Origin of the sequence: Streptococcus sp., from assembly GCF_032481935.1 — a bacterium.
Taxonomy (GTDB): domain Bacteria; phylum Bacillota; class Bacilli; order Lactobacillales; family Streptococcaceae; genus Streptococcus.
Genome location: NZ_JAWERU010000056.1, coordinates 1 through 16,616, shown reverse-complemented (window position 1 = coordinate 16,616; position 16,616 = coordinate 1). Strand labels below are relative to the sequence as shown.

The 16,616-nt window shown below is 40.7% G+C and carries 15 protein-coding genes and 2 pseudogenes; 13 read left to right on the top strand and 4 right to left on the bottom strand.

The window, feature by feature from the left end:
• From E7C97_RS08595 to E7C97_RS08570, 6 genes are all read left to right on the top strand, one after another.
• On the top strand, positions 1 to 772 hold a 772-nt coding region (locus E7C97_RS08595), incomplete at its 5' end, for a phosphoglycerate kinase (protein ID WP_316108905.1).
• Between the two features lie 134 nt (positions 773 to 906).
• The gene (gene folP / locus E7C97_RS08590; RefSeq protein ID WP_316108903.1) at positions 907 to 1,857 is read left to right on the top strand and encodes a dihydropteroate synthase; all 951 of its coding nucleotides are present in this window, start codon (positions 907 to 909) and stop codon (positions 1,855 to 1,857) included.
• Position 1,858: 1 nt separating this feature from the next.
• Positions 1,859 to 3,157, top strand: coding sequence for a folylpolyglutamate synthase/dihydrofolate synthase family protein (locus E7C97_RS08585; protein ID WP_316108902.1), 1,299 nt, complete (start codon positions 1,859 to 1,861; stop codon positions 3,155 to 3,157).
• Between the two features lies 1 nt (position 3,158).
• Positions 3,159 to 3,713: a GTP cyclohydrolase I FolE gene (gene folE / locus E7C97_RS08580; protein ID WP_000380927.1), complete on the top strand. Its 555-nt coding sequence runs from the start codon at positions 3,159 to 3,161 to the stop codon at positions 3,711 to 3,713.
• A 40-nt stretch (positions 3,714 to 3,753) separates the two neighbouring features.
• Positions 3,754 to 4,575: a 2-amino-4-hydroxy-6-hydroxymethyldihydropteridine diphosphokinase gene (folK, locus tag E7C97_RS08575; RefSeq protein WP_316108901.1), complete on the top strand. Its 822-nt coding sequence runs from the start codon at positions 3,754 to 3,756 to the stop codon at positions 4,573 to 4,575.
• The gene (locus tag E7C97_RS08570) at positions 4,568 to 5,851 is read left to right on the top strand and encodes a DUF308 domain-containing protein (protein ID WP_316108900.1); all 1,284 of its coding nucleotides are present in this window, start codon (positions 4,568 to 4,570) and stop codon (positions 5,849 to 5,851) included. Before folK ends, E7C97_RS08570 begins: the two co-directional genes overlap by 8 nt.
• Positions 5,852 to 5,899: 48 nt before the next feature.
• On the opposite strand, the gene E7C97_RS08565 is transcribed toward E7C97_RS08570, so the two are convergent.
• Positions 5,900 to 6,217 carry a DUF960 domain-containing protein gene (locus E7C97_RS08565; RefSeq protein WP_060955265.1) on the bottom strand — a complete coding sequence of 106 codons (318 nt, stop codon included), beginning with the start codon at positions 6,215 to 6,217 and terminating at the stop codon, positions 5,900 to 5,902.
• 205 nt (positions 6,218 to 6,422) lie between these two features.
• On the opposite strand from E7C97_RS08565, the gene ccpA reads away from it, so the two are divergent.
• On the top strand, positions 6,423 to 7,430 hold the full coding sequence (gene ccpA, locus E7C97_RS08560; protein WP_049503580.1) for a catabolite control protein A: 1,008 nt from the start codon (positions 6,423 to 6,425) through the stop codon (positions 7,428 to 7,430).
• A gap of 299 nt (positions 7,431 to 7,729) precedes the next feature.
• Here ccpA and E7C97_RS08555 read toward each other — a convergent pair whose 3' ends face one another.
• Positions 7,730 to 8,692 carry an asparaginase gene (locus tag E7C97_RS08555; RefSeq protein WP_316108898.1) on the bottom strand — a complete coding sequence of 321 codons (963 nt, stop codon included), beginning with the start codon at positions 8,690 to 8,692 and terminating at the stop codon, positions 7,730 to 7,732.
• Positions 8,693 to 8,757: 65 nt separating this feature from the next.
• Here E7C97_RS08555 and E7C97_RS08550 point away from each other — a divergent pair, with 65 nt between their 5' ends.
• Positions 8,758 to 10,149 carry a Cof-type HAD-IIB family hydrolase gene (locus E7C97_RS08550; RefSeq protein WP_316108897.1) on the top strand — a complete coding sequence of 464 codons (1,392 nt, stop codon included), beginning with the start codon at positions 8,758 to 8,760 and terminating at the stop codon, positions 10,147 to 10,149.
• A gap of 114 nt (positions 10,150 to 10,263) precedes the next feature.
• Here the strand turns inward: E7C97_RS08550 and E7C97_RS08545 are convergent, their stop codons facing one another.
• On the bottom strand, positions 10,264 to 10,716 hold the full coding sequence (locus tag E7C97_RS08545; protein ID WP_045762643.1) for a universal stress protein: 453 nt from the start codon (positions 10,714 to 10,716) through the stop codon (positions 10,264 to 10,266).
• 147 nt (positions 10,717 to 10,863) lie between these two features.
• Here E7C97_RS08545 and E7C97_RS08540 point away from each other — a divergent pair, with 147 nt between their 5' ends.
• A complete protein-coding gene (locus tag E7C97_RS08540; protein WP_316108896.1) occupies positions 10,864 to 11,703 on the top strand; it encodes a metallophosphoesterase family protein in 840 nt (279 codons plus the stop codon).
• 71 nt (positions 11,704 to 11,774) lie between these two features.
• Positions 11,775 to 12,212, top strand: a complete 438-nt coding sequence (locus E7C97_RS08535) for an Rrf2 family transcriptional regulator (RefSeq protein WP_316108895.1) — start codon at positions 11,775 to 11,777, stop codon at positions 12,210 to 12,212.
• Positions 12,213 to 12,403: 191 nt separating this feature from the next.
• On the opposite strand, the gene E7C97_RS08530 is transcribed toward E7C97_RS08535, so the two are convergent.
• Positions 12,404 to 13,873, bottom strand: coding sequence for a M protein trans-acting positive regulator PRD domain-containing protein (locus E7C97_RS08530; RefSeq protein ID WP_316108894.1), 1,470 nt, complete (start codon positions 13,871 to 13,873; stop codon positions 12,404 to 12,406).
• A 397-nt stretch (positions 13,874 to 14,270) separates the two neighbouring features.
• On the opposite strand from E7C97_RS08530, the pseudogene E7C97_RS09650 reads away from it, so the two are divergent.
• The 3 genes and pseudogenes from E7C97_RS09650 to E7C97_RS08520 all read left to right on the top strand — a co-directional run.
• Positions 14,271 to 14,357 (top strand): annotated as a pseudogene (locus E7C97_RS09650) (hypothetical protein); the annotation flags it as partial.
• On the top strand, positions 14,343 to 14,516 hold the full coding sequence (locus E7C97_RS08525; protein WP_398581244.1) for an LPXTG cell wall anchor domain-containing protein: 174 nt from the start codon (positions 14,343 to 14,345) through the stop codon (positions 14,514 to 14,516). The pseudogene E7C97_RS09650 and the gene E7C97_RS08525, both read left to right, overlap by 15 nt.
• A gap of 454 nt (positions 14,517 to 14,970) precedes the next feature.
• Positions 14,971 to 16,616: pseudogene (locus E7C97_RS08520) on the top strand (hypothetical protein); the annotation flags it as partial.

The window sequence follows — 16,616 nt, the reverse complement described above, 5'->3', positions numbered from 1 at the left end:
TGGAGATGGTATCTTCGTAAACGATGCATTCGGTACAGCTCACCGTGCACACGCATCTAACGTTGGTATCTCAGCAAACGTTGAAAAAGCAGTTGCTGGATTCCTTCTTGAAAACGAAATTGCATACATCCAAGAAGCTGTTGAAGCTCCAGAACGTCCATTCGTGGCTATCCTTGGTGGTTCAAAAGTTTCAGATAAGATCGGTGTTATCGAAAACTTGCTTGAAAAAGCTGATAAAGTCCTTATCGGTGGTGGTATGACATACACATTCTACAAAGCACAAGGTATCGAAATCGGTAACTCACTTGTAGAAGAAGATAAATTGGATGTCGCTAAAGCTCTTCTTGAAAAAGCAAACGGCAAATTGATCTTGCCAGTTGACTCAAAAGAAGCGAACGCATTTGCTGACTACACTGAAGTGAAAGATACTGAAGGTGAAGCAGTTGACCCAGGTTTCCTTGGTCTTGACATCGGTCCAAAATCTATCGCTAAATTTGATGAAGCATTGACTGGTGCGAAAACAGTTGTATGGAACGGACCTATGGGTGTATTTGAAAACCCTGACTTCCAAGCTGGTACAATCGGTGTAATGGACGCTATCGTGAAACAACCAGGCGTTAAATCAATCATCGGTGGTGGTGATTCAGCTGCCGCAGCTATCAACCTTGGTCGTGCAGACAAGTTCTCATGGATCTCTACTGGTGGTGGGGCATCAATGGAACTTCTTGAAGGTAAAGTTCTTCCAGGACTTGCAGCTTTGACTGAAAAATAAGAATATAAAAAAGGAGAACTCAGCTTCTCCTTTTTTTGCGTTCTTTTAAAGTATGGGAGTACCGAGGGATAATTGGACAGAATCCAAAAAAAACAGTAAAATAGAGGAATACCAATCTAAATGAAATTTGAGTGATGAACGTGGAAAAAAGAGACAATCTTACAAAAACATCTATTTGTGGAATTATCAATGTCACCCCAGATTCTTTTTCTGATGGGGGCCAGTTTTTTGCTGTTGAGGAAGCTTTGAAGCAGGCTCGAAAATTGATAGCTGAAGGAGCCACTATCTTAGATATCGGTGGAGAATCTACTCGACCTGGAAGTAGCTATGTTGAGATTGAAGAGGAAATCCAGCGTGTGGTTCCAGTCATTCAGGCTATTCGTCAAGAAAGTGATGTTCAGATTTCGGTAGATACTTGGAAGAGTCAGGTGGCAGAAGCGGCTTTACGAGCTGGGGCCAATATAGTCAATGACATTACAGGCCTCATGGGTGATGAGAAGATGGCAGAGGTGGTTGCCAGGGCTGGAGCTCAGGTAGTCATCATGTTTAATCCAGTTATGGCACGCCCTCAGCACCCTAGTTCACTCATATTTCCTCATTTTGGATTTGGAGAGACTTTTACAAAGGAAGACTTAGCAGACTTTGAACAACTACCAGTAGAAGAATTGATGACAGCCTTCTTTGACCGTGCTCTAGCAAGAGCGAAAAAAGCAGGAATTTCGAAAGGAAACATCATGCTGGATCCTGGGATTGGCTTTGGCTTGACCAAAAAGGAAAATCTCATCCTCCTACGTGATCTTGGGAAATTGCACAAAATGGGCTATCCTATCTTTTTAGGAGTTTCTCGCAAGCGCTTTGTCATCAATATTCTGGAAGAAAATGGATTTGAAGTCAATCCAGATACTGAAGCTGGCTTCCGCAATCGTGATATTGCTTCGGCTCATGTGACCAGCATTGCTGCTAGACAGGGTGTAGAAGTGGTGCGCGTGCATGATGTAGCTACTCATAAGATGGCAATCGAAATTGCATCAGCCATCCGTCTGGCAGACCATGCGGAAAATTTAGATTTGAAACAATATAAATAACATGAATAAAAACGAAACGAACCAGTGGATAGCAAACTACCGGACAGACCAACCGCATTTTGGTCTGGAGAGGATGGTGGAGCTATTAGCCTTACGTGGCAATCCTCATCTGAAACTCAAGGTTATCCATATTGGTGGAACCAATGGAAAGGGCTCTACTATAGCCTTTTTGAAGAATCTGTTGGAAAAGATGGGGCTTAGAGTTGGTGTCTTCAGCTCTCCCTATCTGATTCATTATACCGATCAGATTGCCATTAACGGCGAGTCCATCCTAGAAGCAAGATTAGAATCCTTGATGGTGGATTATCGTTCACTACTTGAAGGGGAGCATGCTCAAGCCTTGCAAGGAACGACAGAATTCGAGATTATTACTGCTATAGCTTATGATTATTTTGCTTCTGAGCAAGTCGATGTGGCGATTATGGAAGTTGGTATGGGCGGACTTTTGGATAGTACCAATGTCTGTCAACCTATCTTGACTGGCATCACGACTATCGGATTAGACCATGTAGCGCTTTTAGGGGATAGCTTGGAAGCCATAGCAGAGCAGAAAGCAGGGATTATCAAGCAAGGAGTTCCTCTAGTGACAGGAGACATCGTCCCAGAAGCCTTATCGGTTATCGACCAGATTGCGAAAGCTAAACAAGCTTCTAGGCTTGCTTATGGGGAAGATTATCAAGTTAACCATCATGAGAGTGTGGAGACGGGCGAAATCTTTGATTATTCAAGCTCAGTCAGACAAGGTCGTTTCCAAACAGGATTGCTTGGTTTGCACCAGATAGAGAATGCAGGGATGGCCATAGCTTTACTTGATACTTTTTGTAAAGAGGATGGTCGAGAACTAGCAAGCAATGACTTGCTTGCTCAAGCTTTGGAAGAAACAAGCTGGCCTGGTCGTTTGGAAGTTGTGTCGAGAGGCCCCTTGATGATCTTGGATGGGGCCCACAATCCCCATGCCATCAAGGCCTTGTTGGCTACCTTGGAAGAACGATTTGCTGATTATCACAAGGAAATCCTCTTTACTTGTATCAAAACCAAGGCCTTGGAGGATATGTTGGACTTGCTAGAAACTTTGTCCAATACTAAGATTACACTAACTCATTTTGAGGATAGTCGGGCGACGGATGAAAAAGTCTTGAAAGAGATGGCTGATTCTAGAAATCTCAACTACCAAAGTTGGCAGGAATTTCTAGACAAAAAATTATCAGAAAATGAAGAGAAAAAAACAGTTAGGATTATCACGGGCTCATTATACTTTTTAGCCCAAGTGAGAACCTACCTAATGGAGAGGAAAAATTAGAATGGATACACAAAAGATTGAAGAAGCTGTAAAAATGATTATCGAGGCAGTTGGTGAGGATGCAAATCGCGAAGGCTTGCAGGAAACACCAGCCCGTGTTGCTCGTATGTACCAAGAGATTTTTTCAGGTCTTGGGCAAACTGCTGAAGAGCACCTGTCAAAATCCTTTGAGATTATTGATGACAATATGGTAGTGGAAAAGGATATCTTTTTCCATACCATGTGTGAACACCACTTTTTACCATTTTATGGTCGAGCTCATATTGCCTACATTCCTGATGGGCGTGTAGCAGGCTTATCAAAGTTAGCTCGTACGGTGGAAGTCTACTCTAAAAAGCCACAGATTCAAGAGCGTTTGAATATCGAAGTGGCTGATGCCTTGATGGAGTATTTGGGAGCCAAGGGAGCCTTCGTTGTCATTGAAGCAGAACATATGTGTATGAGTATGCGCGGTGTTCGAAAACCAGGAACTGCAACCTTGACAACAGTGGCTCGTGGTCTATTTGAGACAGATAAGGATCTTCGTGATCAAGCTTATCGTCTCATGGGACTTTAAAAAATCCGCGTTAAGCGGATTTTTCTAGAAAGGACTAGTTATGGATCAACTGCGAATTAAAGACCTAGAACTTTTCGCCTTTCATGGACTCTTTCCTAGTGAGAAGGAACTGGGGCAGAAATTTGTCGTTTCAGCCACCCTATCCTATGATATGACCAAGGCTGCGACAGACTTGGATTTAACTGCTTCTGTCCATTACGGAGAACTTTGCCAGCAATGGACGACATGGTTTCAGGAAAATACTGAGGACTTGATTGAAACAGTAGCCTACAAACTAGTAGAGCGTACTTTTGAGACCTACCCTCTCGTTCAAGAGATTGAGCTGGAACTAAAAAAACCTTGGGCACCTATCCATCTACCGCTGGATACTTGTTCAGTAACCATCCACCGTCGCAAACAGCGGGCCTTTATTGCCTTGGGCAGTAATATGGGGCATAAGATGGCTAATCTCCAGCAAGCGATTGACCAAATGCAAACTCGTGGCATCCACATTCTCAAAGAGTCTAGTGTCTTGACGACCGAGCCTTGGGGTGGTGTGGAGCAGGATAACTTTGCCAATCAAGTCATTGAAGTGGAAACCTGGTTGCCAGCTCCAATCTTGTTAGAAACCTTGTTAGAGATTGAATCAGAGATGGGACGGGTTAGAGAGGTTCATTGGGGACCTCGCTTGATTGACCTGGATTTGCTTTTTGTAGAGGACCAGATCATCTATACAGACGACCTCATCTTGCCTCATCCTTATATTGCTGAACGCCTCTTTGTCCTAGAATCACTCCAAGAAATAGCTCCGCATTTCATCCATCCAACACTGAAACAACCGATCCGCCACTTGTATCGTCAATTGGAGAAAGAAAATGCCTAAGTTTTTCGAAACTTATAGTAAATGGAAAAGTCTAGGGGAAGGAATTCTAGCTATTATCCTCGGTCTTCTCTTGATTTGTTTTGGACAGATTGTACCGAGGCTTGGTTATCAACTCTTGATGGCCTACTTTTCCTTGTCGACTGTTTGGCATTTATTGACACGATGGTTTCAGGAAAAGTCCCGTAGAGAAAATATTTTTGTAACCATAGCCAAGTTAGGACTTGCTGTCATTCTATTTGATTCAGTCATCTTGCAAGGGATAGCCCTCTATGTCTTAGTCATTGCTATTGGAAGTTATCAATTGTTTACAGGTTTGATTAGCCTGATTACCTGGTTGATTTACCGAAATAATCATATCCATCCGAGGCTCAATTACTTATTTGATGCTTTGTGGATGATGGGATTTGGTCTCTATAGTATCTCCCCTTTTCATGACGCAACAAATTTTGAATTGCTCTTACTTGGTTTTTACTTACTGATGTTAGGGGCAAGTAGTCTCAGAGATGGTTTCTTTTTTGAAAAAGGAATCCGTAATCCTAGGCTTAAGCGGAAGATACGAATGACCCTGCCCATTTTTGTAACAGCTCTAATTCCTATCAATACCCTACGTCGATTGAATAAATGGTTTTCTAATCATGAGTCCGAAGAAGGGAAGGTACATTCAGAGAGAAAAAATGATCAGACAGTTGATATGGAAATTTTTATCCATACTTCAGAATCCTCTTTCTTTTTAGCCATGGGGCATGTGGATTTCTGCTATCAAGGTCAGGTTATTTCCTATGGTTCTTATGATCCGCACTCGGAGCGTTTATTTGGGATGATTGGGGATGGGGTTCTATTTAAGGCTAATCGAGAAAAGTATATCGAACTCTGTAAGAGAGAAAGCCAGAAAACTCTCTTTGCCTATGGATTAAGCTTGTCTGAACAACAGAAAGAAGCAATCGAGGAACAACTGAGAGAAATTGAAGAACTCTTAATTCCTTGGGAACCAAGTTCTCAACTCATGAAAAGAAGAGAAGGAGAAATCAAGCATACCTACTCTTATCAGCTGAAACACGAGGCTGATGCCGCTCTTTATAAGTTTAGTTCGTCTAAGTTTAAGACCTATTTTGTTCTCAGTACAAATTGTGTCTTATTGGCTGACTCTATCGTGGGTAAAGCTGGAACAGACATTCTCAGCCCCCAAGGATTTATCGTCCCAGGAACTTATCAGGATTATCTTGATTTAGAATATACCAAACCAAGTGGTATAGTAGTCAGTCGTTCTATTTATTAGCAAAAAGAAAACTCTAGTTTCCTAAGTAGATAGGGGAAGCTAGAGTTTTTAAAATAGGTCATTTTCTTCTGGTAGGAGAATGGTTTCCTTCCCATCCATATCTAGCACCAGAACTTTAGGTGGATAGAGTGGGTCAAAGGGATGGTTGAAGTCGAAGTCAATCGTTGTTGGAAGATGTTGACTAGAAAAACGAAAAGTGATGGAGCCTTCATTATTCAAAAGCCGAAATTCCAATTCATCTTCTAGATCAAAAACATGCTTTAAAAAATGATCGATTATATACCAGATTGAATCGATAACATCGTCGGGTAAATTGGTCACTACACCGAAACTAGCGCATCGTCTATGAGAATCTGTAAAAGCCATCCCTATCTCCTAATTGATTTTTTTATTATCATACTGCAAACTGCTAGAAAAATCAAGAAAAGTCAACTACCTTTAAAAAGATGAGAATGATTTTGAAATTTTTTCAACGAATCTTCATCAAATGCTTGAAAATGCTTACAATTAGTGGTAAAATGGAAACAGTAGAATCATGAAAACAAAATTTTCAAAGTAGAAAGGAAACGGAATGAACACAGATGATACAGTAACAATTTATGACGTTGCCCGAGAAGCGGGAGTGTCAATGGCAACTGTCAGTCGTGTTGTCAATGGCAATAAGAACGTCAAAGAAAACACCCGTAAAAAAGTCCTAGAGGTCATTGATCGTCTTGACTACCGCCCTAATGCAGTAGCTCGTGGTCTAGCAAGCAAGAAAACAACAACAGTTGGAGTTGTTATTCCAGATATCACAAACACTTATTTCTCTACCCTTGCTAAAGGGATTGACGATATCGCGGAAATGTACAAATACAACATCGTCCTTGCTAACAGTGATGAGGATGATGAAAAGGAAGTATCTGTGGTCAATACTCTCTTTTCTAAACAGGTGGATGGCGTTATCTTCATGGGTTATCATTTAACTGAGAAGATTCGCTCAGAGTTTTCACGCTCACGCACACCTGTGGTTCTTGCAGGAACAGTTGACATAGAACACCAACTTCCAAGTGTCAATATTGACTATAAACATGCTACTGTTGATGCAGTCCGCCATCTCTTGAAACGAAATAAAAAAATTGCCTTCGTTAGTGGACCATTAGTGGATGATATTAATGGTAAAATTCGCTTGGCTGGTTACAAAGATGCTTTGAAAGAAGCGGGAATCAACTACAGTGAAGGCCTTGTTTTCGAATCAAAATACCGTTATGATGATGGCTATGCCTTGGCAGAACGTTTGATTTCTTCTAAAGCAACAGCAGCGATCGTAACAGGAGATGAACTGGCAGCAGGTGTGTTGAACGGACTTGCTGACAAGGGAGTTTCTGTACCAGAAGACTTTGAAATTATCACCAGTGATGATTCGCAAATCGCGCGTTACACTCGTCCAAACCTAACCACCATTGCGCAACCTTTGTATGATCTTGGTGCTATTAGTATGCGTATGTTGACAAAGATTATGCATAAGGAAGAGTTAGAAGAGCGTGAAGTTCTTTTGCCACATGGTTTGGTAGAACGTCATTCAACTCGTAAAGATTAACAAGAAGAGGCTGGGACAAAAGTCCTAGCCTCTCAGTTGTCTTTGGATTGTCAAGCAAGACGCAGGGGTTGAGTGGGCTCTCTACGCTGATTTCATCAGCTTTTACAGCCCTACTCAACTGTGCGGAGGTGGGACGACGAAATCGAATTCTAACGAATTACCGATTTCTGTCCCACTCTCGCTTTTTAGTAGTAAAAACTTTTTGGTCAATGGTTCAAGCATCAAGTTGATGGTAGAAGGTTTGCGGGAGTGACTAGAAAACAAGACGTGGTCTAGTAATTTCTATCTCACCGACTTTTTTATCCTTCCATATAAGCTCGTAATTCATCTCCTGTAAGGCCAGCATTAATAGCAATGAGGAGCTTGAGACGAGCTTTTTGAGCATTGAGCTCTTTGACAAAGCAAACACCAGCATTTTGCAGGCAAACGCCACCTCCCTCATAGGCATAGACAGGTTCAGCAATCCCGTTAAAACAACGAGAAACCAAGGCGATTGGGAGTCCTTCTTGGATAAGGGCGTTTAATTTTTGTGCTGTTTCCTTGGGAACATTTCCAGCACCGAAAGCCTGGATAATGAGTCCATCTAGCTGGTCAACGGGAAGCAAATCGAGGAGTTCTTCTGTCATACCAGCATAGACAGGGATAATAGGGACCAAGCCTTGAATCTTATCAAGGTCAAAACGAACACGGGGTTCAGCTGTTTTGAAGTAGAGAATCTCGTGTTTCATGATGATCCCAAGAGGGCCGTGGGTTGGCGTTTGAAAGGTGCTAACATTTGTCGTGTGCGTCTTGGTCACATACTTAGCAGCGTGAATTTCGTCATTCATCACGACCAATACCCCCTTATCAGCAGCCTTATCGTCACTCGCTACGCGTAGGGCACTGAGATAATTGTAGACACCATCGCTTCCAAGTTCGTTGGAACTACGCATGGCACCTGTTAGTACGATTGGTTTGTGAGGAACCTCCATAGTGTCAAGGAAATAGGCAGTTTCCTCCAAGGTATCTGTCCCATGTGTAATCACGAAACCGTCATAATGCTCAGCCTCCTCTTTGATTTTTTGATAGAGGGCCAGCATATGCTTTGGTTTAATATGGGGACTTGGCAGATTAAAAAAGTCGAGGGCGTGGACTTCAACTCCCTCAAGTGGATTGGATACATGATTCATAGGGTTGTCTTGACTAGTCACAACAGCGCCAGAGTCATCGGCTTGCATGGAAATAGTACCACCCGTATGTAAAACAAGGATTTTCTTAGGCATGATTTACTCACTCTTTCTGAAATGTGGTATAATCATTGTATCACAAAAGGGGAGATTGAGGTAGGATGGAAGTCAAAGCTGTTTTTTTTGATATCGATGGAACACTGGTCAACGATCGCAAGAGTGTTTTGAAATCCACTAAGGTCGCGATTAAGATTGTGAAGGACCAGGGAGTGCTTGTTGGAGTAGCGACAGGGCGAGGACCTTTTTTTGTTAAGGATTTAATGGATGATTTAGATCTGGATTTTGCTGTAACTTATAACGGCCAATATATCTTTAATAAAGACAGAGTCTTGTTTACAAGTCCTCTTTCCAAATCTCATTTACGGCAGTTGATAGCCTATGCCAAAAAAGAGGGCAAGGAGATTGCTTTGGGGACCAAGGATGCCATGCTGGGTTCAAAAATCATGTCTTTTGGCCTAGGTTCTTTTTCACAAAGAGTGAGTCGTTTTGTCCCCTCTATGTTGACCCGTACAGTTAGTCATTCCTTTAATCGAATGGTGAGTAAGGTCGTTCCTCAGAAGGAAGAAGACTTGCTTCAGTTGATGAACCAGCCCATTTATCAAGTTTTGATGCTAATGACGCCAGAAGAATCTGAGAAAGCAGCAGCTGATTTTCAAGACTTGAAATTGACTCGTAGTAATCCTTTTGCAGCCGATGTCATCAATCAAGGAAATTCCAAGCTAGAAGGCATTCGCCGAGTCGGAAAAGAGTATGGTTTTGATCTCAATCAAGTCATGGCCTTTGGTGACTCGGACAATGACCTAGAGATGCTGGCGGGTGTTGGGATGTCAGTCGCTATGGGCAATGGTAGTAGCAGTGTCAAGGAAGTGGCGAAGCATATCACAACCAGCAACCAGCAAGATGGGATTCATAAAGCTTTAGAGCATTTTGGTGTTCTGGCTTTAGAAAAAGTCTTTGTCAGCCGTGATTACCATTTTAATAAGGTCAAGACCTTCCACCACATGATGGATGAACGAACTCAAGAGGAGCCCCAAGCTTGGGACTTAGAAGGTGCCACCCATAGAGCGGGATTTAAGATAGAAGAATTGGTGGAGTTTGTCCGAGCTGCTAGCTCTTCTGAAGAAGATTTCGAACAGGCAGTTGGACAGCTACACCAAGCTCTTGATCAAGCAGCAGAGAAAGTTGCTAAGAAAACGCCTGCTAAGCAAGATTTGGTGGGGCAAGTAGATGCCTTGATTGACACCCTATACTTTACCTATGGTAGTTTTGTTTTGATGGGGGTGGATCCAGAGCGGATTTTTGACATTGTCCATCAAGCCAATATGGGTAAAATGTTCCCTGATGGAAAAGCTCATTTTGACCCAGTGACCCACAAGATCCTAAAACCGGATGACTGGGAAGAAAAATACGCTCCAGAACCAGCCATTAAAAAGGAGATTGAGCGCCAGATAAAGGCCTATGAGCGCCATAAGGAAAGAGAAGATAAAAAATAGGCGATAGCAGAGGAAGCCTTGAATGATGTTTTGATTTCCTGCCTTCAACTACTGCATCAACAATTTATGAAAAAATGAGGTTAGGAGAAAAATCCCAATCTCATTTCTTTTTTATTACAAAGTTTTGTCCTTATCTCTAACGACGAGAAGGTCAACGCTGGTATGGCGTAGGATATATTCTGATGAAGAACCAACTAGCAGGCGCTCAAAGGCATTGAGTCCTGTTGCTCCAACCAAAATCAAATCAACCTTTTCTTTATCTGGAATTGTTTTAGCTAAGAGAGTTTTAGGGTTACCCATCTCAATAACAACTTTAATGTCTGTGAGCCCAGCATCTTTTGCACGCTTTTCGTATTCAGCCATCAAATCGTTGGCCTCGACTTGCAATTCTTCGTAAACTTCGGCATCAAATGTTGAGATGCTTTGAAGAGCACGTGTGTCGATAACGTGGGCAATCGTTAGTTTTGCCTGGTTACGTAGTGCTGAATGAACCCCTTTGATGAAAGCCAAGTCAGCTTCCTTAGAACCGTCAACCGCTACCATGATATTTTCATAACGTTGTGCCATAGCAAAAACCTCCTCATTCTTATTACCTTCATTGTATTCCTTTTCACTAAAAAAGTAAAGTAAAAAACGATAGGAAGAAGATAGATGCTTTTTGACTTTGACTTGGAGTTTGTTATAATAAAACTAGAAAAGCTAAGAGGAAGAGATATGACAAAAATCGCAGTATTATCGGATATACATGGCAATACAACAGCCTTAGAAGCTGTTCTGGCAGATGCCCAGAAGTCAGAGGTTGATGAGTATTGGCTCTTAGGAGATATCCTCATGCCTGGAACAGGACGAAAAAATATTCTCCAGATCTTGGATACTTTACCAATCACCCATAGAGTTTTAGGGAATTGGGAGGAGAGCTTATGGCGCGCCTGCCATCGTCAGTTAGATGAAAGTAGACCCAGTCATCGTTATCTCTTACGCCAGTGTCAGTATATTATGGAAGAACTCAGTGTTGAGGAGATTGAGGCGCTGCAGAACTATCCCTTGCAAGTGCACCGCCAGTTTGGAGATTTGAAGCTAGGGATTAGCCACCACTTGCCTGATAAAAATTGGGGACGAGAGCTGATTCATCTTGGAAAGCAAGAGGACTTTGACCGCCTTGTCACCAATCCAGACTGCGATATTGCCATTTATGGTCATATCCATCAACAGTTTCTTCGGTATGGTAGTGGTGGCCAGCTTATCCTGAATCCAGGTTCCATTGGTCAACCCTTCTTTTTATCTGAACATTTACGCAAGGACTTACGTGCTCAGTACATGATTTTAGAGTTTGATGAAAAAGGCTTGAAAGATGTCGATTTCCGTCGGGTTGATTATGATATTGATGCAGAATTACAACTAGCTAAAGAGTTACAATTACCCTACTACCAAGTTTATTATGAAAGCTTGGTTAATGGGATTCACCATACCCATAATCAGGAACTACTTCATGAAATTGCCCAAAGTCAAGGGCATGATGCAGAACTAGATGACTGGCTGAGTGGTAACTCTTGACATTACAACTACAAGAGATATAATAAATATAAGTAAAAAACGAACTAGTCTAATAGAAAAAGGAGAACCTTATGCAAATTTCAAGTCGATTTACCATCGCGACCCATATGTTGATTATCATAGCCTTAAAAGGGAAAGAAAGTAAGGTGACTAGTGATTTTCTTGCTAGTAGCGTTGGAGTTAATCCTGTCATTATCCGTAAGACCTTATCTCAACTGAAAAAGGCAGAGTTGATCTCAGTCGCGCGTGGAACTGGAGGGACAGAGATTATCAAAAATCTTGAGGATATCAGTCTTTTGGATATTTATCAAGCGGTCGAATGCCTTGGAAAAACTGGACAACTCTTTAGTTTTCATGACAATCCCAATCCAGCCTGTCCAGTAGGAGCTAACATCCATGGGGTTTTAGATGAGAAATTACAAAAGATTCAGCTAGCCATGGAGCAGGAGCTGAGTCAAACCAGTCTTGCCCAAGTAGTGGCAGATGCAGAAGCAAGGATAGAGAAATAGAAGCTATACAAGTAGCAGAAAGAGTCTTTTCGGTTTAAAGCACTGAATTCCTTTTTTAAAAAATCAAAATAGTAAAAAGAGAAGAGAACAGAACTTCAGTCATCGGAGTTCCGGTCTCTTCTCTTTTATAGGTTATAGAAATTGTTCTCCAAGATTCGGATGATTAAGCGACTCTAATTTTCAATATTTTTTTAAAGATCACCAAGCGAGATGGTGTTCAGTTCGCTAATAACTTGAAGCTGGGGCATACGTCCAATATTTATTAGTTTTGGATGATTTAAACCTTCGACATCAAAGTTGGTTAAAATGGCATCATATCCAGCCTCCATAATCTCATCAACATTCAATGTAGCCTTGTCCCATGTTTCAAATTGGATATTTTTAGAAGTGTAGTATTTATAGAGAGAGATGAGGGCCCGAGGATGAGCAAAGTCAAATTCACTCAAAACAAGGACACGAACCTTATTCTGAGATTCTAACAGTTGTTCCATCAAATCTGAAGCGTGAGTCAAGAGAGTGTAAACCAGATGGACGACAGCGTGCGCCAGTTCTTTTTGTCCCAAGCTAGACTTATAACGCATCATTTCGAAAACAGCTGCTTCGTAAAATTCAGGGAAGAATTTCTTGATTTTTTTGAGCGTATAGGATTTATTATGAGAAATGATGGATTCTGAGTTGATTTCTTGACGTTCAAGAAGAGCGGTATTGTGTAGGTGCCAGACTAGCTCGTCTGTATTTGTAAAGTGAATTCCAAATTCACGAGTCAAATTATCGAGGACATCTCGGGCGGCGTGGTAAGAGTGGTTAACTTCCTTATCATCTGAACGGGCGGCTAGAAAATCTTCAACAGTAAAGAAGATTCCTTTTTGAGTATAAGAATCAAAGATTTGTTCTAAGGTATGACGGTTAACCTCGATATTCAGACGCTTAGCCAATGGTTCGAGTTGATCTTTGAACTCTGGCAGTTGATCATATAAAGGAAGATCATTTGTAGAATCGCTCGTTGTTTGGATGGTAGCACCGATCTTAAATCGGTGCAAATTAACAGCTATTTGTGTTTCTAGCTGCAACAAGTTGGCATAATTGGCAGGAAATCCTGTCATTTTAAGAAAGAAAGCAACAAATTCTTCAATGTTTTTCTTAGAATCAGTAAATGGCCATTTGAAGTAACCATAGGCTTCATGGAAGTACTGGGCAAAGAAGAAGCGGATGTCCTTTTCGTCTCCGATGATAGAGATTGGAGTGACTTTGAGTTTGAAGCGGTATTTATTTTGTAAGGTATGATTGATCTCAGCTACTTTTTTGCGAAGTGCAGGTAGTGAGACATCAAGGTTTTGAGCTAAGTGTTCATAGGTAAATGGTTCTTCTAATAAAAAGAATGCTCTCAAAACTTGGAAGTTAGAAGAATCTTGTAAAATGTGGCGGTAAATTCGTTCAATGCCTAGATTGTTATGATTGGCGAGTCTAATACCAGCTGTTGAAGACTGGATTTCGAAGCAAGAGAGAACTTCTCGCATCTCCTTGATATCACTTTTGATGATACGGGTGTTGATATCTAGGGCTTCTGCCAGGGGATCTAGGTGGACCCAGTCTGGATTTTCAAATAAATATTCTAAAATTCTTAATTGCCTTTGTTCTTTTTGAGTCAATAGGGCTCTCATAAATCGTTCCTCCTGTAATAAAATTGATTATAACGAACAAAAATCATATTTTTTAAGATGTTAGTTATTATATCACAAGTAAATCAAAAAAACAAAGAATTTGTCTACATTTATTATATTGTATTTTGGGATAAAATCCATTGTTTTAGAATTTTTTTGTATCGAAAAAAATTTTTAAATATATAGTTTAAAATAATCGACTAAAATAAAGCTATGTTTTATAATTTAAATTGTATGTTAAAGACATGCTATAATTTTAAAATTAACTGAGGCTATAATTTATGTATTTTAAAAGAAATTGACTCAACATGAGTTAAGACTTCAGCTGTAACTCAGTTGTATACGCCTCATCGCTTACAGACGCCGAAAAAGCTAAAGTAGCAGAAAAGCAAACCCAACAGCAACAGACATCAAGGTTAATAATGATGGACCAGTAGTTGTAACCTTTGAAGATGGATTAGTAGCAGTCATTCCAGCTGAAAAAGTTGTTACAGCTGCTAACCAAGAGTCACCTGTTCAAGAACCAGCTAAGAAAGCAGGAGCGAAAGAATTGCCAAACACTGGTGCTTCACTTGTTCTAGCACTTCTTGTAGCTGTGACAGGAGGACTTCTCATCGCTAAAAAACGCGAGGAAGAAGAGTAATAAAATACTCAAATAAAGTAAATTTAAGAATATGAATTCTTCAATTTACTAGAAAAGGCTAAGAGAAAAGACTAGTCTCGTCATAAAACCACACACAGATTCCAGACTTGAGAACAATCAAGATAAAAGAGTCACTGTGTGGTTTTTAAAATTTCAGAGGTTAGATTCTTTACTATTCAATAAGAATCATTATTAGAAAACGAGATTCTCAGTTTTAGGAGATTCTCGTTTTTCTATTTAGAAGTTGAGTCCCTAGAATTAGAAAGTGTTAACATATAAGAATACATACCATATATTTTAAATAAGTATAAAAAATAAAAATAAGAGCAAAGAATTAGAAAATTTTACATACAATTTTACTGTATTATTTTTTGACATTTTTTAATTCGTGTTTTATAATAAAGGTGTATGTAGCATTTAAAATGCTAAGAAATACAAAAAAGGAGATACAAAAATGTATTTTAATCGTAAAAATGCAGAGCAAAAGAACTGGCGAATGATCAAAAAAGGGAAACATTTCTTGTTTGGTTGTTCGCTTGTCTTTGCGGTTGGGGCAGCATTGGTAGCTCCATCAGTCAAAGCGGATACAGTAGAAACCAAGCCAGAAGCAGGTTCTACTACGGAGACAACTAAGCCAACTATAGGTGAAGGAAATGGTACTTATGCAGCACCAGCTGTAGAAGTAGCTCCAACATCACCAGTGGCTTCAGCTGCAGTAGTGGCTGAGGAAAAAACTGAAAAACCAGTTACAACTACTGAAAATTCTAAGGAAGAAGCAGTAGCAACAACTGATAAGGTTGAAAAAGCTAAGGAAGCTGATAGCATCCAAGCTCCAGAAGTGACTGTTGTTTACAATCCAGCAGCACTGACTGATGAAGAAAAAGCAAAAGTTGTGGCAGCTGTTAAGGCAGCAAACCCTACAGCAACTGATGTTCAAGTCCAAGCAGACGGCTCAGTAGTTGTTGCTTTTGCAGATGGGTCAAGAGCAAACTTGACAGCAGCACAAACGATCAAAGATGGTTCTTTAGTAGCTAAACCACGTACTAATCGTGCACTACGAGCAACAGCACCACGAGCATCAGAAGGGGCTGAAAACCTTGAGTATACAAATAAAAAAAGGGGCGAGGTTGTTGTTGATGATTATATAAAGATTTCTTACGAAGTTGATAACGCTAAAAATGTCATTCATTGGACAACTGTTGTTAATGGCGGGCGAGTTGGAAATGCAGCAAGCGGATATACCTACTTTACTGTACCAAAAGACTCAGTAGGTACTCCAACTAACTGGAAAATTGAGCAGACTGATAAAAATGGTAAAGTCATGAGTACCCGTACTGACTGGAAGAATAATGATGGTTCTTATGTCATGGGGGCAAAAGGTAAAACGAACGTCTATACTGGCGATGAGATGACTAAAAAACTAGCGGAATTCTACAAAAATATTGGCAATCCAGCGCTAAAAGGAAAAGAGGCAGAAGCAGCAGCTCAGGCAGCAGCGCGTTCACAGGCTTTATATACACTAACAGCAGATGTTGCAGGAGGTTTGCTAGGTAAAAATCCAAGTTGGACTATTACTTATGACACACCAATTCTTGATAAGTCGAAACCACTTGATTATATAGCGGGATTACAAGGTACAGGTGGTGCTATTGGTGCAAAAACCGAGATTATGACTGGTTATATGGATAACTTCATAGATAATGCAAGTTCAAAATTCCAAGCTGTCGCAGTTAAAGACAAGTACACTGCCAAGGTTGGCGAGAGTTTTGATGCTACTCCAGCTAACTATGTAACCAATAAAGCTGGAACACCAGAATTCCCAAATAACTACCGTGGTGCAACAACATTTGCATGGAAAGACGGTCAAGCACCTACTGCTACAACTCCAGGTACTTATACAAAAACAGTAGTTGTAACATATCCAGCACACTACAAACAAGCTCCACAAGAAGTTGCTATTACATTTGAGGTAAAAGGTAATGAAGCAAGTGAAATCAAAGAACCAACTAAGACACCGGTACAAGATTTAACAAACTTAACACAACCAGAAAAAGATGCCGTTAAGAAAGCAATCGAAGATGCGAACCCAGGAAAAGTTGC